Source organism: Caproicibacter sp. BJN0012, assembly GCF_035986805.1.
In the GTDB taxonomy this organism is placed as follows: Bacteria; Bacillota; Clostridia; order Oscillospirales; family Acutalibacteraceae; genus Caproicibacter.
Genome location: NZ_CP142518.1, coordinates 2,720,331 through 2,740,305, shown reverse-complemented (window position 1 = coordinate 2,740,305; position 19,975 = coordinate 2,720,331). Strand labels below are relative to the sequence as shown.

General features: G+C 52.1%; 21 protein-coding genes. 6 read left to right on the top strand and 15 right to left on the bottom strand.

The genetic code is table 11. The features are described from left to right. Positions 1 to 24: 24 nt before the first annotated feature. Positions 25 to 321, bottom strand: coding sequence for a ParA family protein (locus VA597_RS13355; RefSeq protein WP_128743305.1), 297 nt, complete (start codon positions 319 to 321; stop codon positions 25 to 27). Between the two features lie 377 nt (positions 322 to 698). Between VA597_RS13355 and VA597_RS13350 the strand changes: the two genes are divergently transcribed. The 3 genes from VA597_RS13350 (at position 699) to VA597_RS13340 (ending at position 3,135) form a co-directional block, all read left to right on the top strand. Next, entirely contained in the window at positions 699 to 1,640 is a 942-nt protein-coding gene (locus VA597_RS13350; RefSeq protein WP_128743303.1) for a hypothetical protein, read from the top strand. 8 nt (positions 1,641 to 1,648) lie between these two features. Then, entirely contained in the window at positions 1,649 to 1,951 is a 303-nt protein-coding gene (locus VA597_RS13345) for a GIY-YIG nuclease family protein (RefSeq protein ID WP_128743301.1), read from the top strand. A 101-nt stretch (positions 1,952 to 2,052) separates the two neighbouring features. Then, on the top strand, positions 2,053 to 3,135 hold the full coding sequence (locus tag VA597_RS13340) for a helix-turn-helix domain-containing protein (RefSeq protein ID WP_128743299.1): 1,083 nt from the start codon (positions 2,053 to 2,055) through the stop codon (positions 3,133 to 3,135). 69 nt (positions 3,136 to 3,204) lie between these two features. Here VA597_RS13340 and VA597_RS13335 read toward each other — a convergent pair whose 3' ends face one another. After that, a complete protein-coding gene (locus tag VA597_RS13335) occupies positions 3,205 to 3,426 on the bottom strand; it encodes a hypothetical protein (protein ID WP_243112520.1) in 222 nt (73 codons plus the stop codon). 557 nt (positions 3,427 to 3,983) lie between these two features. Continuing rightward, positions 3,984 to 4,805 carry an alpha/beta hydrolase family protein gene (locus tag VA597_RS13330; protein WP_128743297.1) on the bottom strand — a complete coding sequence of 274 codons (822 nt, stop codon included), beginning with the start codon at positions 4,803 to 4,805 and terminating at the stop codon, positions 3,984 to 3,986. Positions 4,806 to 5,178: 373 nt separating this feature from the next. Here VA597_RS13330 and VA597_RS13325 point away from each other — a divergent pair, with 373 nt between their 5' ends. From VA597_RS13325 to VA597_RS13315, 3 genes are read left to right on the top strand one after another with little or no spacing between them, the layout of a single operon-like run. Continuing rightward, positions 5,179 to 6,342 (top strand): trans-sulfuration enzyme family protein, encoded by a 1,164-nt coding sequence (locus VA597_RS13325; RefSeq protein ID WP_128743296.1) that lies wholly within the window; start codon positions 5,179 to 5,181, stop codon positions 6,340 to 6,342. Continuing rightward, positions 6,339 to 7,253 (top strand): PLP-dependent cysteine synthase family protein, encoded by a 915-nt coding sequence (locus VA597_RS13320; protein ID WP_128743294.1) that lies wholly within the window; start codon positions 6,339 to 6,341, stop codon positions 7,251 to 7,253. The genes VA597_RS13325 and VA597_RS13320 overlap by 4 nt, the downstream gene beginning before the upstream one ends. 18 nt (positions 7,254 to 7,271) lie before the next feature. After that, positions 7,272 to 8,123 carry a class I SAM-dependent methyltransferase gene (locus tag VA597_RS13315; protein ID WP_326975689.1) on the top strand — a complete coding sequence of 284 codons (852 nt, stop codon included), beginning with the start codon at positions 7,272 to 7,274 and terminating at the stop codon, positions 8,121 to 8,123. A gap of 56 nt (positions 8,124 to 8,179) precedes the next feature. Here VA597_RS13315 and VA597_RS13310 read toward each other — a convergent pair whose 3' ends face one another. From VA597_RS13310 to VA597_RS13255, 12 genes are all read right to left on the bottom strand, one after another. Continuing rightward, positions 8,180 to 9,373, bottom strand: coding sequence for a trans-sulfuration enzyme family protein (locus tag VA597_RS13310; protein WP_128744326.1), 1,194 nt, complete (start codon positions 9,371 to 9,373; stop codon positions 8,180 to 8,182). A gap of 108 nt (positions 9,374 to 9,481) precedes the next feature. Then, on the bottom strand, positions 9,482 to 10,330 hold the full coding sequence (gene nifH, locus VA597_RS13305; protein WP_128743290.1) for a nitrogenase iron protein: 849 nt from the start codon (positions 10,328 to 10,330) through the stop codon (positions 9,482 to 9,484). A gap of 86 nt (positions 10,331 to 10,416) precedes the next feature. Next, entirely contained in the window at positions 10,417 to 11,157 is a 741-nt protein-coding gene (locus VA597_RS13300; RefSeq protein WP_128743288.1) for an amino acid ABC transporter ATP-binding protein, read from the bottom strand. After that, entirely contained in the window at positions 11,141 to 11,881 is a 741-nt protein-coding gene (locus tag VA597_RS13295) for an amino acid ABC transporter permease (protein ID WP_128743286.1), read from the bottom strand. The genes VA597_RS13300 and VA597_RS13295 overlap by 17 nt, the downstream gene beginning before the upstream one ends. 1 nt (position 11,882) lies before the next feature. Continuing rightward, the gene (locus tag VA597_RS13290) at positions 11,883 to 12,680 is read right to left on the bottom strand and encodes an amino acid ABC transporter permease (protein ID WP_326974751.1); all 798 of its coding nucleotides are present in this window, start codon (positions 12,678 to 12,680) and stop codon (positions 11,883 to 11,885) included. A gap of 1 nt (position 12,681) precedes the next feature. Further along, a complete protein-coding gene (locus tag VA597_RS13285; RefSeq protein WP_164919071.1) occupies positions 12,682 to 13,581 on the bottom strand; it encodes a transporter substrate-binding domain-containing protein in 900 nt (299 codons plus the stop codon). Positions 13,582 to 13,793: 212 nt separating this feature from the next. Then, positions 13,794 to 15,404 carry an L-serine ammonia-lyase, iron-sulfur-dependent, subunit alpha gene (locus VA597_RS13280; RefSeq protein ID WP_128743280.1) on the bottom strand — a complete coding sequence of 537 codons (1,611 nt, stop codon included), beginning with the start codon at positions 15,402 to 15,404 and terminating at the stop codon, positions 13,794 to 13,796. Beyond that, positions 15,401 to 15,784, bottom strand: a complete 384-nt coding sequence (locus VA597_RS13275; protein ID WP_128743279.1) for a NifB/NifX family molybdenum-iron cluster-binding protein — start codon at positions 15,782 to 15,784, stop codon at positions 15,401 to 15,403. The genes VA597_RS13280 and VA597_RS13275 overlap by 4 nt, the downstream gene beginning before the upstream one ends. 14 nt (positions 15,785 to 15,798) lie before the next feature. Further along, positions 15,799 to 17,166, bottom strand: coding sequence for a nitrogenase component 1 (locus VA597_RS13270; RefSeq protein WP_128743277.1), 1,368 nt, complete (start codon positions 17,164 to 17,166; stop codon positions 15,799 to 15,801). After that, a complete protein-coding gene (locus VA597_RS13265) occupies positions 17,163 to 18,635 on the bottom strand; it encodes a nitrogenase component 1 (protein ID WP_128743275.1) in 1,473 nt (490 codons plus the stop codon). Before VA597_RS13265 ends, VA597_RS13270 begins: the two co-directional genes overlap by 4 nt. A 45-nt stretch (positions 18,636 to 18,680) precedes the next feature. Further along, positions 18,681 to 19,037 carry a NifB/NifX family molybdenum-iron cluster-binding protein gene (locus tag VA597_RS13260; RefSeq protein WP_128743274.1) on the bottom strand — a complete coding sequence of 119 codons (357 nt, stop codon included), beginning with the start codon at positions 19,035 to 19,037 and terminating at the stop codon, positions 18,681 to 18,683. Between the two features lie 31 nt (positions 19,038 to 19,068). Next, entirely contained in the window at positions 19,069 to 19,956 is an 888-nt protein-coding gene (locus VA597_RS13255; RefSeq protein ID WP_128743272.1) for a radical SAM protein, read from the bottom strand. Positions 19,957 to 19,975 lie beyond the last annotated feature (19 nt).

Sequence of the window (19,975 nt, the reverse complement as noted above, 5' to 3'; positions counted from 1 at the left end):
ATTCGCAACCGTCCCGTCAGGTATTTAACTTTGGGCCAAGTTGGCCTGGTGAAGCTTAAATCTCGGCCTTTTCATATGGAGAAGAAAATCCTTCTTTTGCGTAAGTTCTTCATCCTCAAGCATGGCGGTCATGAGGTTGGCAGATGTAGGTTTCAGCTTATCAGAGTCAACCCCGAAACAAATGGCGAGGCTGAACTGAGGGTCAAAGTCCACGGCAAGAACACGCTTTCCCAGTTCCGAGAGGGACTGGGAAAGATTGCGGACCGTGCTCATTTTACCGACGCCGCCCTTTTGCGCTGCGGCAACAATGATCCTACACATTTTCTGAGCCTCCCTCATATTTCAACTTGCAATGTCTTTTTGGATTTGCTATAATGAACACTAAGAATATAATCTATGAATTGTTCAATCGTGACCACGCCGGGGTAAGGGTGAAATAGGTTTTCATCATACTTTCTACTTTTGGTTTGCACAGTCGTCGACTCCTAATAAGGATTTGTCAATGGCAGGTGATGGCTGCAGCATTATGAATTTTGGCACCACAAGGCTCACGAAACCTAATTGTTTCGTGGGCCTTTTTGTTTACGGTTATCTGTTTACGCGGAACGGCTCAGGTGCGAGAGACTATATTGGTCAAATCATCGCAGCGCGCAGGTCTGAACACGTTCAGCTTCCATTCGATTAGGAGGGTATAAAAAATGGATTCTGCAATAAATGAGAAAATACGATCTGCTCAACAGGGAATTGCGCGGTTGCACAAGATTGATGCCGTGCTTCAGGATCTGCAAAATCAACAGTCGCAATTAAACCGCAAAGCTGCCGGGCTCAAGGTCGTTTTGGAAAAGGAAAACTGTGATGTCGACAAAATGGAAAATAAAAGTATCGCCTCTGTCTTTTATTCCCTGTTTGGGAAATTGGAAGAACGTGTTGAAAAAGAACAGGCGGAAGCTTTTGCTGCGAAGCTAAAATACGATCAGGCTATCAGAGATTTGGATAATATACAAGATCAGATTTCAAAACTTTCTGCGGAACGGCTGAATTATGTAAATTGTCAGCGCGATTTCGACGCTCTTTATGCCGATAAAAAAGAACGTATCGTGAAAGAAAGCGGTGCGTCCGCCCAAAAAATTCTGGAACTGTCAAACCAAATAAACAGTGAAAGGATAAATCTGAAAGAAATCGAGGAAGCAGCATCCGCCGGTAAGGAAGCATTGGCCAGCCTGGACCGGATTCAAAACAGCCTCGGCCATGCAGAAGGCTGGGGAACCTGGGACCTTCTCGGCGGAGGGCTGATCTCCGACCTTGCAAAGCACTCCCATATTGACGACGCAAAAGAGGAAACCGAAAACGCACAGCGGCTGCTGAGGCAGTTTCACGCTGAGTTAGCCGACGTTCGAATCCGTTCCGACATTCACATTGAAACGGGCGGCTTCGCCAAATTTGCGGATTTTTTCTTTGACGGGCTGATCGCGGACTGGTTCATGCAGTCGAAAATCGACCAGTCGCAGGAAAGCGTTTCTCATGTGCAAAGCCAGGTCCGTGACGCCGTTCAACGGCTTGAATCGATGAGATCTCAGGCAAACTCCAACATTGGAAAAATAGAGGCCGAAATGGAAAGTCTGATTATCACCGCGCGGTAGCCGGGCAGATGAAAAATGCAAAAAAGGCCGGGTATTACGCATATATGCTGCGCTGTTCGGACGGCACGATCTACAGCGGCTATACGACGGATCCGTATCGGCGCGCCGCCATGCATAGCCGCGGAAAAGGCGCAAAATATACCCGCTCCCGTCTGCCGGTCACGCTGGTCTATCAGGAACGCTTTGCAACGAAAAGCGAAGCTCTCAGACGGGAAGCCGCGCTCAAAAAGCTGAGCCATGCCGAAAAGATTGCGCTGATTAAGCGCGGGTACAAAATGTCGGATTGGCTGAATCATTCAACCGGCGGTTAAAAAATGAATGATAAAAGTCAAATACGTTTCCATTGCGGGATTCCGAAGGATCCGCTATACTGATAATCGGGAAAGGCCTTCTCGGAAAGTGAGGAATCCACATGGAATTATCCATCGGTAAAAATATTCAGAACAAAAGAAAAGCCATGGGCTTAACCCAGGATCAACTCGCTACCGCGCTTGGAGTTTCTATCGCCGCCGTGTCGAAATGGGAAACGGGCGGCGCATATCCCGATATCACTCTGCTTGCTCCCGCTGCCCGGCTGCTGGGTGTCACGGTTGACGATTTGCTGGGCTTCGAACCGCAGCTGTCGAAGGATCGGGCGATAGAAATCTGCGATCAATGCGCAAAACTGTTTGAAGCCTCCGACTATGAAAATGCGGTTTCCTTTGGGGAGAAATATATCAGGGAATATCCAAACAGTCCGCTCCTGAAACTGAGGATGGGCAATGTCTTTATGATGCACATTCCCTGTGCGGGAACGGAAGATGCTGCCGCCAATCTGCTAAGCCGTGCGGAAACTCTGATGCGGGATGCTGCTAAAAGTGACGACATTCAAATCCGGGAAGAAGCGTGGCACAGCCTCAGCGCCCTTCTGATGCAGCAGGAACGATATGAGGACGCTTTAAAGGCGCTTGACAACATTCACAGTTCTGAAATCGAACCGGATCAGATAAAAGTCTCCATCTATTACGCCATGGGAAATTACGAAAAGTCAAAGCAGATGGCGCAGTATCTGCTTGCCACACATGCGTTCGGCTGCAATATCGCCCTCGGCACGCTTGCCAATATTGCGAAAAAGAATCAGGATTATCCGCTTGCGCTGCGGATGGAAAACCTAAGCCTGCAGCTTTCAAAGATGTTTGACAGAGATAAAATTTACGGCCAGGACTTAAATCACTATCTGATGATTGCGCAGTGCCACGCGGAGCAGAAACAGGAAAGGGAAACGCTGGATGCGCTTCATGAGTTCATAAACTGCGCGCGGATGCCCGCTGATCTCGATGCGGTAAAGGTGAGCCCTTTTTACGACAGTATTGAAATGCACGAATCTGCTCAGTCCAAAGGCTACCTGAACCGCTGTGTCCGCCAGATGATAGCAAAAAATCCGGCCTTTGATTTTTTAAAGGAAGATCAGGAATTTGCGGATATTCTGAAAGAGTTGGGGCAGCTCCCAGAATGACAATACCCCTGATGTCTGCTGCATGACATCAGGGGTATTGTAACGCTTTTATATTTATTTTAATCAGGCTTAGAGAATCACCGAAGAGGTAGAGTCAACCTTGATGCCGCCGTCCTTTGTCCTCGATAGCTTTGCCTTATTGCCACTGCCGTCCTCAATCGTCATCTTTTCGATCTTGTTTGCCGTAAAGAAGTTCACGGCGTCGGATTCCACGAACGCCGACCATTTTTTTACCTGCGCCTGTTCCGGCTCGTATGCCTCTTCCATTGTTTTTGCGGTTTCATTGCTCATGACAAAATCCTCCTGTCTGAAATGGTGGGACAAGTCACAGTATATCACATGGAGCGGATGATGAAAAGCAAAAACCGCGATGTGGGCGCTGTCGAGTACTTTCGGCCATTGCCGCAATGCTGGCCGGCTGCGTGATGAATGCTGCCGTTTTGGTTTGTCCGGCAAATCATGAATTGTTTCATCAGCAACAGCGGCAATTTTTCACTACTTCCACCAGATCCGCTATGGCCTGTTCATCGTCTGCGACTAAGATATCGACACCCATACGGTTGCCACTCCTTTTCCCCAAACTTCCGTAAGTAATCATAAGGCAAAAGACAAAAGGGAATCCTTTCATTTTCCTTATGAAAATCTTAAGATTTTATGAAGACGATTTGCATCGTTGGACTTCTCTATTCACAATATATACGGAAGTTATGAAAAAAGCAATTTTGCCGGCAATATAATTTGGCTTGATCCCGTCCGCCTGTTCCATTCATAGAAATGCAGTCCAGATGTCTTTTGCAGCACAGCAAAGGCCTGCCCTCTGTAGAAGAGCAGGCCCTGTTTGCATAAAGCTATTTATTTAATAAACCATCGGTCCAATCCAGTAGAAGGTCCGCGAGTTCAATTCGTGTACCGCTCAGACAATGTCCGTCATCCAGCATGTGAAAAGTGATTCCCGGATTCTGAATACGGTCGAGCGACTGGCGCAGAGGAAACAAATGATACTTCGGGACGGAAATCATGTCGTGTGCCGCGCCAATCAGACAAACGGGCAGATTTGACAACTTGTCGGCCAATTGAGAGAAATTCCATTTTTCCGCATTTTCGCCGATCTCGTTTATAAGACTGCCAAGCTCAATTCTGCGGACGGGAGCATAGTTCGAAAACTCCTGCCGTATTGCGTCCCGCAGCTTTGAATTTTCCGCGGCGAGAGAAAAGTCGAAAGCGGCGATTGCCCCGACGCCGAGAAGCCCCGATGTGTTTGCCGCCGTTTCCAGGGCCGCAAATCCTCCCATGCTGTGTCCGATTAAAACGAGTCGATCCGCGTCAAACTGATATGTATTCTCACCGGAGTGATTCCTGATAAAATCAAGCGCCGACGATACGTCTTCCAGGACATGGGACAAACTGAACAACCCTTCGCTTCCCCACGTTCCGCGATAGTGGAAAATAACCGTCGAATAACCGGCCCGTTGAAAGGCGTGGGCAAGGTCGTAATTGTTTTCGTCTCCCGGGTAGCCATGAAGCAGGAGCACTGTGGGCCGGGGCCCATCTCCATACGGTTTAAAGAAACAGGCATACATCCGTTCCCCGGTCACGGATGGAATTGCAAAACCCTTCAGGTCCGCACAGCTGTTTTCTGCCTTTTTTTCAACCTTTGTTCCCGCTCTCATATTTACCTCTATACATACTATTAATATATGTAATATATATTATATTTCCCTCCTTGTCAAGCAATTTTCTCTTGACAAAGCGGACGAATAGTTGTAACATAAATACTAACATAACATATATATATACTATACTTAATTTAAAGAGGAGAAAGGAATTATGGAAAATCGCTTTTTCTCACGGAAAGCTGCCGCGGCGTGTTGTTGCTGTCCGCTTGGCTTTGCTGTGGGGAAAAGGCTGATTTGCTGTCATAACCTTTCTTAGGCGGGATCGTTGCGTTGAGATAAGGCCGGGCGGTGAATTGCCGCCCGGCCCTTTTCTATACAATTTAAAGTTCACTAAATCGGTGTATTATTTGAAAGGAATGACCATGAGATGCAGCAAAGTTTTGCAACAGCTCTGATTCACGGCGGGATTGACGGAGATTCCAAAACGGGAGCGGTCAGCGTGCCGATTTACCAGACCTCCACCTATCGGCAGAGCGGGCTGGGGGAGAACAGCGGCTATGAGTATTCCCGCACAGGAAACCCGACCCGGGAATCGCTGGAAAGACTGATCGCCGAACTGGAAGGCGGAGCGGCGGGATTCGCGTTCGCGTCCGGAATGGCGGCAATTACAGCGGTTCTGTCGCTGTTTCAAAGCGGCGATAAAATCATCATTTCCAGCAATGTCTACGGCGGCACGTTCCGTGTGCTCGACAAAGTGTTCAAAAACTTCGGGCTGACCTATGAGATTGTGGATACGTCTGATCTTCAGCTGCTCGAAAGCCGGATTGCGGAGAATGTAAAGGCGCTGATCGTCGAAAGCCCGGCGAATCCGCTTCTGACGATTACGGATCTCGCAGCGGCGTCGGAGATTGCCCGCCGGCACGGCCTTAAAATGATCGTCGACAACACGTTCATGACGCCGTACTTACAGAAACCGCTGAATCTGGGCGCGGATATCGTGGTGCACAGCGCGACGAAATATCTCGGCGGCCACAGCGACCTCGTCGCCGGCCTTGTCGCGGTCAGGGACGCGGAAACGGCGGAGCGGCTCGGCTTTCTGCAGAACGCCACCGGCGGGGTGCTGGGTCCCTTTGACTCCTGGCTGTTGATCCGCGGGATCAAAACCCTGTCCGTCCGCATGGACCGTCACCTGGAAAACGCCTCCTATCTGGCCGATTTTCTTCGGAATCACGACGCTGTCGCCAAAGTCTACTATCCGGGTTTTGAAGATTTCCCGGGGTACGAGATCCAGAAAAGACAGGCGTCCGGCGCGGGCGCAATGATCTCTTTCGTGCTTTCCGGCCGATACGATATCCATACGTTCTTCCGAAGCGTCAGGCTGATCGCCCTTGCCGAAAGCCTCGGCGGAGTGGAGTCGCTCGTGTGTCATCCGGCCAGCATGACGCACGCTTCCATCCCCTGTGAGATCCGTCAGAAAGTCGGCATCGTCGACAACCTGGTGCGTCTCTCGGTTGGCATTGAAGATAAAAAAGACCTTGCCGACGACCTTTCCCAGGCGTTCGGGCAGGCGATTGTGGGGGAGTCAAAATGACATATTACAATGATGTGCGCGAAATGATCGGCCATACGCCTCTTTTAAAGCTGAACCATATGGATTTTCGCGGCGGAGTGAATGTGTTTGCAAAACTGGAGCTGTTCAATCCGGGCGGAAGCGTAAAGGACCGCATGGGGTCCGCTTTGGTAAGTGACGCCGAGGAGCGCGGCCTGTTGAAGCCGGGATATACTATCTTGGAAGCGACGGCGGGCAACGCCGGGATCGGCATTGCGCTCGCGGCGTTGGGAAGGGGATACCGGGTGATCTTCGCCGTACCGGAAAAATTCTCGGAGGAGAAACAAACCATCATGAAAGCCTACGGGGCGGAAATTGTCCATACGCCGCTGGAAAAGGGAATGCAGGGTGCGATCGAAAAAGTGGAGGAACTGAAAAAGCGGATTGAACACCCGGTCACGCTCAGCCAATTTGAAAATCCGGCGAATCCGCTGGCTCACTATCGCACCACCGGACCGGAGATCTGGAAGGACCTGGACGGAAAGGTGGATATTCTGGTTGCGGGCGCGGGCAGCGGGGGGACTCTCTCCGGCGCGGCGAAATATCTGAAGGAACAGAACGCGGCGGTAAAAGTCGTCATGGCGGACCCGGTCGGTTCCACCATGGGCGGCGGGGAGCCCGGCTGCTACGCCATTGAGGGGATCGGCAACACTTTTATGCCCGGCACCATGGATATGTCGCTTGTGGACCAGGTTTATAAAGTCGGGGACGAGGAGGCGTTTAAGGAGCTCCGGCTGCTCGCGGGCAGGGAAGGAATATTGGCGGGAACGTCGTCCGGGGCCGCTCTTTCAGCGGCCAGAAAGGCGGCGTTAAAAGCGCCTGAAGGCAGCGACCTGGTGGCGATCCTGCCGGATCGCGGCGACCGCTACTTCAGCAAACATATATACGGCTGAGTCTATGGTAAGGTGAGTATGATGGTGAGCGGCGAAAAAGTGAAAATCGATTTGAGAAGCGTAAACGAAACGCTTTTGCTCCCATTATGGGGGCGCGCGGAGGAAGCAAGGATGAAGGACCCTGTCCTTAAAGACCGTGTATCCGCAGACCTGATCGACAGGATCGACTATGATTTTACCAGGTTCCGTTCCCAAATCCGGCGTTTTCAGATTCTGACCCTTGCCATCCGCGCACGCGAGTTTGATTCCATGATACGCGATTTCATTCAGCGGCATCCCCGGGCCGTCGTCGTAAACATCGGCGCGGGCCTTGACACGACCTTCAGCCGGGTGAACAACGGAAAAATCAAATGGTATGATCTGGACGTCCCGCAGGTAATTCATCTGCGCAGCATGCTGATTCCCGAAAGCCGGGAAACGAACAGCATCCCGAAGTCTATGTTCGACGAAAGCTTTTTCAATGACATCGCGGTCCCTCAGGACGGAATCCTTTTTCTGGTCGGAGGCGTGCTGATGTATTTCGACGAAAAACAGGTCCGCAGATTTTTCACCATGATTGCAGGACGGTTCCCAGGGGCGGAGATCGTATTCGACGCCATCGCGCCGTCCGGCATCCGTCTGGCGAGCCGGATGGTCCGGAAATGCGGGATCCGGAGAGCGGAAATGAAATGGGGAATCCGGGACGCCGGCGACCTTGAAGAATGGGGGCTTCGTCTGAAGCTTCTGGAGCGTTACCCCATTTTTCATAAGACGCGCATCTTCCCTTCCTGGGGACCTGTCATCGGCCTGACGATGAGGCTCAACGACCTGTTTCGCATCATCAGCGTAAACCGGATTGCCGTTGTTCCTCCTGGCCGAACGGGAAAGTAAAGTGTGGTTTCCTGCGCGTTTCCGGGCGCCTGCCGCTCCCGTGCGTTTTCGTCCTGTTATCTCAGGGCCTGCTCCAGATCCTCAATCAGATCCTGAGCATCTTCTATTCCGACCGACAGCCGAAGCAGGCGGTCGTTGATTCCCAGTTTATTTCTGAGCGCTTCCGGAATTTCCCCGTGGGTCTGCATCAGCGGAAAAGTGATCAGGCTCTCAACGCCGCCCAGGCTCTCCGCAAACAGAATCAGCCGCAAATGATTCAGCAGATCGGGGACGGTCTCGGCATCTTTTACGCTGAATGAAATCATTCCGCCGAACCCTGTCGTTTGCCTGCGGGAAATTTCATAGCCCTCATGGTCCGGGTCGCCGACATAATAGATTTTTTCGACCTTGTCGCTCGTCTTTAGAAACTTATAAATTTCAAAGGCATTCGCCTGCTGTTTTTCAAGCCTTATCCCCAGGGTTTTTATGCTCCGCAGAACAAGCCAGCTGTCAAACGGGTCCAGCGTGCCGCCTTCCGCCATCGAGGCTTTAAAAACCGGTTCGATCAGGCTTTCATCTTTCACGACCAAAAAACCGCAGAGAACATCGTTGTGGCCGCCGAGATATTTTGTCCCGCTGTGGACCACTATGTCCGCGCCGAAGTCGACCGGCTTTTGAAAATACGGGGACAAAAACGTGTTGTCGACAATCAGCAGTCCGTTCTGTCCGTGAATCAGATCGGAAACCGCCTGCAAATCCGTGACCTTCATGGTGGGATTCGAAGGGGTTTCCACAAAAATCGCTTTTGTTTCCGGCTTTAATGCGTTTTTGATCTCCGGCAGACTGGATGTGTCGATATAGTCGAACTTGATTCCGTATTTGCCATAATAGTAATCGTTGAATAACCGGTAAGTCCCCCCGTACAAATCATCTGAAACGAGGATCTGATCGCCCGGCTGAAACAGTTTGACGGCGATCGATATTGCCGACATTCCGCTGGAAAACGCCCACGCTTTTTTTCCGTGCTCCAGCATCGCAAGCGTATTCTCCAGCTCCAGACGGGTGGGATTTCCGCATCGGCTGTAGCCGAACCCCGTCGTCCGGTCAAAGCCCGGGTGCACAAACGTCGCGCTCTGATAAATCGGAGTGGAAACGGCCCCCGTGCGCTCTTCAACGCCAGAATAGCCGCGCACCAGTCTGGTGTTTTCACGCAGGCCGGCTGTTTCGCTCCGATGATCGATCCCAGTGAAGTCCTTTACCAGCCTTGACATTCTTTCATAAAACGTCTCTTCCATTTTTCATATCCCTCTGACTGTGTTCGATTCTCGAAAACAACACATAACGTATAGAATGAAACATCTTTTGCGGGAATCGCCTTGTTAAATCCGGTAATCGTCCTGAAGTGAATCCATGAGGCCGTAGTGTAAAAGTATTTCTTCCAGCCGTTCCTGCGTCATTGGACGCGGGATGACAAACAGATCGTTTTCTTCAACTTTTTGGGCCAGCTGTCTGTACTCCTCCGCCTGCGCCGACTCCGGGCTGTACTGGATTACCGTCTGCCTTTTGATTTCAGCCCGCTGCACAATGTTGTCTCTCGGGATAAAATGAATCAGCTGCGTGCCCAGCTCTTTGGAAAAGGCGCGTAGCAAGTCCAGCTCGCGATCGACATTCCGGCTGTTGCAGATGATTCCCCCAAGCCTGACCCCGCCTCTTTCGGCATATCTCCGGATTCCCTTCGAAATGTTATTTGCGGCATACAGCGACATCATTTCCCCGCTTGCCACAATATAAATCTCCTTCGCTTTGCCTTCCCGGATCGGCATGGCGAAGCCGCCGCAGACGACGTCTCCGAGAACGTCGTAAAACACATAATTCAGGTCTTCTGTATAGGCTCCCAAATTTTCAAGCATGCCGATCGCCGTGATAATGCCGCGTCCCGCGCAGCCCACTCCCGGCTCGGGGCCGCCGGATTCCACGCAGCGGATCCCGCTGTACCCTTCCCGCATGATCGTATTCAGCTGGACGTTTTCTCCATGCTCTCTGAGCGTATCGAGCACGGTTTTCTGTGCAAGGCCGCCCAACAGAAGCCTTGTGGAATCCGCCTTCGGGTCGCAGCCCACCACCATAATTTTCTTCCCCAGTTGTGCCAGGGCCGCGGTGAGATTCTGCGTGGTAGTGGATTTCCCGATCCCGCCTTTCCCATAAATAGCGATTTGTCTCAACGGCATAGAATTATCTCCTCTTAATTACTTCCAATTTGAAATCTGTACTGTCATAAAACTTGTTCAAGCGGTCCGTTTTGCGTCCGGCTGCGCTACATCAGGGCAAACCTGCCTTTCAGGAACTGCTTTGTGCGGTCTTTTTCCGGCCGGAACAGAATAACATTCGGTGCTCCCTCTTCAACAATGTTTCCGCCTTCAAAAAACACGATCCGGTTGGCGACATCCTCCGCGAAGGATATTTCATGCGTTACCACCAGCATGGTGGTCCCGTCCCCCGCGAGGTCCTTCATAACGGACAGAACTTCCCCGGTCAGTTCGGGGTCCAGCGCGGATGTCGGCTCGTCGAATAGAATCACGTCGGGGTTCACCGCTACCGCCCGTGCGATTCCAACCCTCTGCTGCTGCCCGCCGGAGAGCTGATTCGGGTAGAAATCATATTTTTGAGAGAGATGGACGCGGTCCAGCGCTTTTTTCCCGGTTTCAACGGCTTCGCCTTTGGGCATTTTCCGCGCGGTGATCAACCCCTCGACAACGTTTTCGAGAGCGGTCTTGTTATTGAATAAATTGTAGTTCTGGAACACGAAAGCCATTCTGCGCCGGATGGCCAGCATCTGTTTTTTGGAGGCTTCCGCAAGGTCTGCTCTCAGGTCCCCAATTTCGATCTCGCCCTGATCCGCCTTTTCCAGGAAGCTGATGCATCTCAGCAAAGTGGTCTTCCCGGAACCGCTGGGGCCGATAATGACGACTACGTCGCCCTTGTCTATCCGGATACTGACGTTTTGTAAAACTTCGTTTTTCCCGAAGGCTTTGCTGACGTTATTTACTTTGAGCATAGCAATCCCTCCTGCTCCAGACCGGAAACATGATTTTTGGATGGTTCTTCAGTTTCCATTCTATCAGGCTGAAAATTTTCTCGATCGAAAAGCACAGGACCAGATAGATCAGAAAGATGTCAAGATAGGCTTCAATAAAATAGTAGCCGCTGCTTGCCTGTATTTTCGCAATTGCCGTGACGTCCAGTATCCCCATGGCGAAAACCAAAGACGTTCCCTTGATAAGGCCCGTTGTCAGCGTACATAAATTTGGAATCGCTGAAACCAGCGCCTGAGGAATCACAATCCTGCGGTATCCCTGGAAAGAGGTAAGCCCGGCTGTGTAGGCCGCTTCCAACTGGCCTTTGTTTACCGTCCCAAGCGCGGAGCGCAGAATTTCCGACATGGTCGCGGCTATATTCAAAACGAACACGATAAACGCATACAGAATAGGGTTTACATCGAAAATCCGGATGGGGATATGGAAGGATTGGAATACTCCCGACAAAATGCTTGGCATGGCGGTGTAAATCACATAGATCTGCACAAGCATCGGCGTTCCGCGGATAAAAGAAATGTAAACCTTGCAGATCTTGTCGATAACGTGAATTTCCTTTAGCCGCACTATCGCGATCAGGAAAGCCAAAGGCGTGGAGATAATGAACGTTATCGCAGTAATCATCAACGTTACGGGAAGCCCGCCCAGCGCCAGCTTTAATGTGGACAGTGAAAATTCCCAGTTCATATCAGACTTCCTTCTTTACCGGCTGATGAAAGCGGCCGAAATGATTTTCAGACTGTTTGACAAGCTGTTCAATAAGAACACAGATTGCCCAGTAAATGAGCGCAAGGGCGAGGTAGGTTTCCAGAGTGCAGCTCCCGTTTCTTCTGGCGATGATAAGAGCTGCCGTGCCGGTAATCTCATTCAGCCCGATCGTCGACGCCAGCGAGCTTTCCTTGAGCATTCCGATCAGAGAATTCCCCACATTCGGAAGCGAAATATAAAACGCCTGCGGAAAGATGATCCTTCGAAAAGCCTGAAAGCCCGTCAGCCCGACGGTAGCGGCCGCTTCAAACTGTCCTTTCCCGACGGCTTCGTAGGCGGAACGCATCACTTCGGACAGGATATTTCCGCAGTACAGCGAAAAGGAAACGACAATAAAGAAGAATCTCGACCAGTCATTGATATCGATTCCAAACAGAGACCGGACCAGTTTGGGCAGCCCGTAGTAAATAATAAAAATAAGAACCAGCGTCGGCGTGCAGCGCAAGATGGTCGTGTATCCGAATGCGGCCTTTTTCAGCACCGCGTTTTTGCCCAATTTCATCCAGGCCAGCATCAGGCCTAAAGCGCTTCCGAAAAGGATGGAAAGCAGCACGATGGAGAATGTAAGGCCCAGACTGGCAAATATTTTTGGAAATGATTCAAAGAATCGGTCTGTCCGGAACTGGAACATGGTATCACTTCCTTTAGCGTGGACTTTACTGGAAGCCAAAAGAGGATATTCCCAAATGACCTTCTTCCGGCTTCCGCGGTCAGGCATATCATTTTAAATAGCGGAAAACATTTTCCCCATAGAATTGTTCGGAAAACTGTACCAGCTTATCGCCTTTCTTCAGGGTTTTCAGGGCATCATTCACCTGCTTAGCCAAATCGGTCTCATTTTTATTGATGAGCGTATAGGTTTTAATGGTTGTAAACTCATTGCACACCAGCTTGTCGGCCAGATTGTGGAGGTCGCCCTTTGAATCGGCGACGTTGGTTGCAAAGCTGCTTTTGATGGTTCCGAAGACGTCATATCTGCCTTCAGCCACATAGGTAAAGCCCGCCGTCCAATCCTGGCTGTCCGAAAGCTCCAGCTTGATCTGGTTCTGGGGATTTTCCTTGTTATAGCTTTCCACTACATACTGCCAGCCGTCGCCCGCCTTGATGGGCACGAGCTTCAGGCCCTTTTTGGCGGCGTCGGAAAAGCTTTTGACGTCCTTGTTCTCCTTCCGGACGATCAGTCCGCCGATCGAGCCGCCCAGGTTCTCTTCAGGGATAATATAATTCCGGGCGCGCTCCTGCGTCCAAAAGCTGTTGGTCACCGCGACCTGGTATTTTCCTTCGCGGGTTCCCGTCCACGCGTCCTGCGAATCCGTCGGGACATATTCAAATTCGTAGTCGGGAAGCAGGCCGTCCACGAGCCTTAAAGCCTCAATATCGTATCCGGTCGCATTCCCGTTATCGTCCACATAGCCGTAGGGTTTGCCGGTTTGGCCAAACGAAATCTTTATTTTCCTTACCTTGCCGGAGCTTTCGGAAGCGGAGGCGCCGGAAACCGTACCCGCGCTTCCCTCGGAGCTCGCCCCGGAAGCATCGGTTGTCTTGGAAGAGGAGGAACAGCCCGTAAAGAAAGAAAGGCTTAACAGCAAAATCAGGGGGATAATCTGTACTTTTTTCATTGTTTTCACTCCATAATTCATCAGCATATTGGCAGAATATTGGCAGAATCCTTTCCGTCCCTGTCACATTCGGTCCCTGTTCCCGCTGCATCTGACGGATCCCGGCGCCGGTCTGATGAATGTCGGCCTGCTCAAAAACTTTTCCATGATCTCTTCCTCACACGGCTTTCCCGGAATGTTTAGACGGTCTTCCATTAGTACGGAGTCTTTCATCATGCATCCGCGTGAAAATGCAGAATGCCCTCCGAATGCTGCTCCAGATTTTCCAGGCATTTCCGGGCGGTCGGCGTGCAGTTGCAGCCGCATTCGGGCCCGCAGAGGTATCGGTTGTCGGCATGCCGGAAGTTGGACTCAATCGCCTGCAAAACCTCGTGATAGGGGATCAGGGGGTCTATCCCGCTCAGCGCGAGATCGGCGTAAAGCGGCGCGGTCACGGCCGCGCGCAGGGTCCTGGTCAGGCACGGAAACTCCAGGCCGCCGGAGATGGGGTCGCACGGAATTCCCAGATTCGCCTGCAGTGCCATGGACGCGGCGTGTTCCACCTGCAGCCCGTCTCCCCCCGCGATCCAGGTGACCGCACCGGAAGCCATTGCGCAGCAGACGCCGGATTCGCCCACGCAGCCGACGCTGCCGCTTGCGTTTGTGTGCGTGTAAGCCAGCGCGCCCAGCGCCGCCGCCACCGCCAGCGCCTCCAGCAGCTTTTTATGGCTGAAGCCGTATTCTTCCCTCACGGCGTCCAGCGCGGAGAATAAATAGCCGCCCCCGGTCCCCATCGGCCCGGGCACAATCCGGACGCCGGGCAGCTTTGCGTTCGTGGACATCGCATGGCGCAGGATGTGCTTTGTCAGCGGATCGCCGAGCGGCTTTTTCTCTCTCTCGTATCTGTCCCAGTATTTTCCGTAAATCGGCAGGAGGGAGGTGTCTTTCGCGTTTTCATATCCAACCTTTTCCAAAGAGTGGATTTGTTCGTACAGGATATCCGCTATTTTTTCGAAATAATCCCAGATCCGTTCGCCGCTCCAGCCGGAAAAGGCCTTTTCGTATTCGATGGCGGCCTGCGCAAAGCTGATCCCTTTCCCGTCGGCAAACCGGCGCCACTCTTCCACTGTCTTAAAGAGCTGCGGGCGCCTTTCGGGAGTTGTAACGACCGGAAGCAAAGCCGGAAGAACGGCGATCCTATCGTCGGGGAAATAGCGTTTTATCTCCTGCAAATCCGGTTTTTCGGAAAATTCGTAAAAATACCCGTTTGCATGATCCGCTTTTTTCAGCTTCAGCCTGTTTACAAGCCGGGGCCGGTTGGCTTCTTCAAAGGCATCCGAAAGATCCGCCCTGTCGCCGCTTGCTTTTTCTATGAGAATCCCGTATGTATCGGACTGCCATTCGATTTCAAAGCCATTGATCCGATCGGTGCGGATCATTCCGCCGCCGATCGATTCGGCGGTAAGGCTGCCCTTTTCTCCGTTTTTTCCTTCGATCAGGATTTCAATGCTTCCGGGATAGGGATTATCCTTTTCCAGATATCCAAAATCGTAGGAAATTCCTTTTTCCCTTGCCAGAGACGGCGCGTCGAACAGCCGGACGTCGTCGGTCTGAAAGCCCTGAATGCCGCCAAGGTACGCCCTGTCGGACATGAAGTTCACGAGATGCGGGAGCCTCCCGTCCGAGCGGTTGAGTAAAAATCCGACCTTCACCGGGTCGCCGCCGATCAGGCTCCTTGCGATATTGCCGATTCTGCACGGCCCCGCGAACGAACCGCTGGAGCCGGGCTGCATGATCGGCCCGAAAACATCGTTGAAAAAGTCGGGGTAAAATATCTTCGTCATTTGTCTCTTCCCTTTTCCCGCCTGCGCGTGTGGTAGGCGTTTAATTTCCTGATCGCCTCGTCCAGCTCACAGGGGGCTTCCAGGCTGTCGGTCCCGGATTGCTGTAAGATCCTGTAGGGGTACAGGCCGATTTTCTTAACCAGCAGGTAAGGGCAATCCTGCAGAAGGCCGGCGATCGTTTTCAGGGATGCGGTGTCCCCGCCATGACCCCGGCAGTGAAAATCCGGCTCACAAAGCTTGAAATCCGGTATTTTTCTCAGCTCGCTCTCTTCCCACCGGCCGGTTTTCTCATCGACCTGAATGATATGGAATTCCTTTGCCTGGCCGAAATGAAGGTCGATATTTCTGCCGTTGGAAGATGCGATCGCAACTTTATACATTGAAATAATCCTCTTTAGATTTGAGATGCTTTAGCCGTCTGTGTGGTCTGGGATATATTGCCTTTTCTGAATATGCCGGAGTAGATTTCCTCCATCAGCCGGAGCCCGCCGTTATAACCGGTGAAGCTCCTGTTGACGATAACGTCGTCGGCAATCGGAAGGCTGAGGTGGATCAGCAGGTTGTTGTGTTCCGCCGCCAGCCTCGATTCCCATGTGCTGCCCAGAATGACCGCCCGGTTTGACTCCCCGATCTTCGCCCTGATATCCGCCTGAATCATCCCGCCGTCCGCCTCGACCGACAGCGCGTCCGGGTAATCGCTTACGGCCAGCGACCACGCCTTTCTGATCCTCTGTTCGCCGGACGGGGAGGGATTCTCCGTCGCGTAAATCCCCCTGGGGATAAAACCGAGTTCGTTGACAAGAAAATCGCTTGTTCCAATCGCATAGGCGCTGTCGGCGACCGCATACAGCTCATACGGAATATTGTTCCGCAGATCGGCGATAAAGTCCCCGAGAGAAACCAGGTAATGATAAAACCTCTTTTCCTCCTCCTTTATCACCGCTTCGGCGTGTTCCTTTGGGACTCCCGCGAATTCAGCCACGGTCCGTAAAAAGGCGCCGGTCGCTTTCGCTCCCACCGGAAGAATCGGATAGTGCAGATAGGGCGTCCCGTATTTTTCCTTCAGGAGTTTTGCGGTGCTCAGGCAGACCCATGGAGACAGGATAAGATTAAACTGCGCGTTTGGAATGTCCTCCCATTCGCTTACACCGTTTGAGCCGTCGCCGAACAGGATGTTCACTTCCAGTCCCAATTTGGCCAGCAGCCTTTTGATTTCTTCCAGATCGGCACGCCAGAAGGGGTCCTGGTTGGGGACGACCGAAAATACATTTACAAGCCTTTCTCTTCTGCGGGGGACCGCGTCGCCGATAAACTGATTGATGATTTCATTTACCACCAGCTCATGCCCGTAATAATTGTTCCCCCGGAATCCCGAGGTGTCGACGCCGACAATCGGTTTCCCCTGCGACGCAAACTGAGACGCCACCTGTTTTACGTCGTCGCCCACGATTCCCGCGGTACAGCCCGAAAGAATAACGAACAAGTCCCCCTTTATGATTTTGAAGGTGTTTCTCACTAACGCCTTCAATTTTTCTTCTCCTCCGAAGACCACTTCCTGCTCGCTTGTGTTCGTGCAGGAAACCGCGCCGCCTCCCGCGTAGCCCTCCCCCTGGAACCCGGCGTCCAGGTTCTCATATTGGAATATCTTAGAGGAGCAGCCCGGACCGGCGTGGACGATCGGGATTCCCTTCGGGATCGCCAGCACGGTCTGCTGCGACCCCAGCGCACAGGTATACCTCGGCTGTTCGATGATCGCACTCATGCTTCTTTTCCCCCTTCAAAGTAGAAAGGATTTTCCTCGTTCAGCCACCAATCCGTATACGGCCACTCCACATGCTCTGAAATGGTTTGAATCGCTTTTCGCGTCAGCAGCGCTTCATACAGCCTTTTTCCCAATTTGATCACCCCGTCGTAACCGGCGTTGATATTGACGTCGCCTTCCAGAACGGTGGGTATGCCCAGCTTTGTGCCAAGGATCGTCATGTTCGCGTGACGGACGATCAATAAATCGGGATGAAGCTTTTTCAGTATTTTTACCATTTGATAAGGCTGCTTGTTGCAGACGGTAAAGAAGCCGATATCGCCTCTGCTTTTAATATATTGATCCAGCGTGTTCAGGCTTTCCAGATTTCCGTCGGTCGCCTGGTCATGGTGCAGGGTGGTGACCCCAAGCAGTTTGAGATTCAGGTCGTTCGCCATATTCGCAATGCTGTGGGCAAACGAATCTCCCGCAAACACATAAACGTTTTTTCCTGCGAGCTTTTGCCTGATTTTCTGAAGCTCAGGCAAGATCCTCTGATGCTCCGACGCAATGGCCTTTTCCGCGAGCTCTTCTTTATGGGTATATTTTGCGATCTCCCTGAGCCATTGATCCGTCCATTCGATTCCGAAAGGAGCGGGGGCTTTCACTTCGGGCACGCCGTATTTTTCTTCCAGAGCATGTGCGACGTAGGTAGCCAGCGTCTCGCAGATATGCGCGGAGCAGGCCGCTTCCGACATTCTCGAAAGCGTTTCCACCGTCGCCAGGGGGACCAGATAATTTGCCCGCAGCCCGATTTTCTCCAGGAGCGGGCCGAAGGTATCGCTTCCTTCAAAGTTAAAAATATTGATTAGATTTTCATCCTTTTTTCTGGGCGGCTTTACGATCTTGCGGAGTATGCCGTGAAATCCCGCGTCGAATCCGGTGGACCATATCCTTGATTTAAAGCCTTCGCAGAAAATCGGTACAACCGGAATGCCGAGTTCGTCCTGAAGGGCGTCCGCCTCGCTGTCGATGTCGTCACCGACGATTCCGGCCGCACAGGAAGAATGCACGAATATTGCGGAAGGATGGAATCTTCCGTATGCCTCATGAACTGCGTTTCGAAGTTTTTCAAGGCCGCCGTATATGGTGTCTTTTTCCTGGATGTTGGAACAGATGATGTTTACGTTCTGCGCGGGCAATCCCCTTGCCCTGTTGACGACGTCGCCCTGAATGAAATAAGACGCTCCGCGGCTGCAGCAGCCGACGGGGGAGTGCACGACGACAGCCGCGTCCCTGATGAGGTACGTGATGGATTCGGCGCATCCCTGCGAGCAGTCCTTGCATTGCTCATAGGACAGCCCGCCGCAGGGTAAGGACTTTGTTTTCGACCGTTCGTTCAGGTCCACCGCCGTTCCATGATAGGATACGATGGAATGCAGCCTTCTTTCCCGGACTTCAACTTCCGCGTTTGCCAGATTTAAACTCATAGTATTATAAGCTCACCCTTTCAGGAATTGTATTAATTTGAAAATTTATTTCATCGATTGAGTTATAGAAAGCAGCCGCGCTATGCCTTGCTCGATCGTGACGGGCTCTTCCGTTGGAGTTTCCACGCATTGAATTCCTTTTGATGAAAACAGAAGATTGGGATAATATCCAATGCGGTATGTAAGCAGATAATCGCAGTCCGACAGGGAATCAACAACCTGCTCGACCTGTTCCGCGTCATGTGAAAATTCATGGCAGGTCCGGGCCGTTTTGCGGCTGTCAACCATTTTCCAGGAAGAATCCTCCTGATTGATCTCGGCAATTGAAAAGTTCATGCAATGCCCAAAGTGCTGGTCGATCCTTTTGCCGTCGCTGCTCGTAACGGCCACTTTTATCGTCATATTTTTCTTCCTTCCCGGGCTTCGTGTCAGATCATCCGTGGGAAAAGGTTTCCGCGCAGACTTCCCCGTATAGTCTCGAAGACAGATCCCCTTTTCCGGGAATCCCGCAGGCGTCGGCCCGGCAATGCTGGCAATGCCGGAAAACAGGAATATATTTTTCCGCCGAGGCTCTGGCCGCCTCAATCTGCAAACAGGACGGAGCGGGATAATCTGAGAAATCATGCTGCGGGATCAGCGGGATCATGTTGTAGATATTGGCGCCCGCTTCCCGCACCGCCTTTGCAACGGTTCCGATGTGATGGCCGTTGACGCCCGGAATCAGAACGGTATTGACTTTTGTAATGACTCCCAGGCCGCTGACTTTCCGGATCCCCTCCAGCTGGCGCCGGATCAGGATGGACGCCGCCTCCCTGCCCACATAGCGGATTCCCTGATAGACGATGTAAGAAATGATCTTCGCCTGGATCTCTGGGTCTACGGCGTTTACCGTAACGGTAATCGTCCTGACACCCGCGTCGTACAACTCCTGTGCGTAATCCGGAAGCATCAGCCCGTTGGTAGAAAGGCAGAGAGTCAGCTCCGGGTAAGCTTCATGTACCAGCCGGAAAGTGCGCAGGGCAGAATCTGTCGCGAGCGTGTCGCCCGGGCCCGCAATGCCCGCGACGGTGATCTGCGGGCAAAGCTCAAGCGCCTGCCGGACTTTTTCCACCGCCTGTTCGGGTTGAAGCACCTGCGCGGTCACGCCCGGACGCTGTTCCGTTTTATTGAGCGAACGGCTGCAAAACCGGCACTGGATATTGCACGCCGGGCTGACCGGCAGATGCAGCCTTCCAAACGCTGTGTTCGCCTCCCGGCTTAAACAGGGATGCGTTTTCGCAATACGCAGCAGCTCTTCGTTCTCTAAGAATTTCTCTTTCATTTCATACCACCCTCTTCTG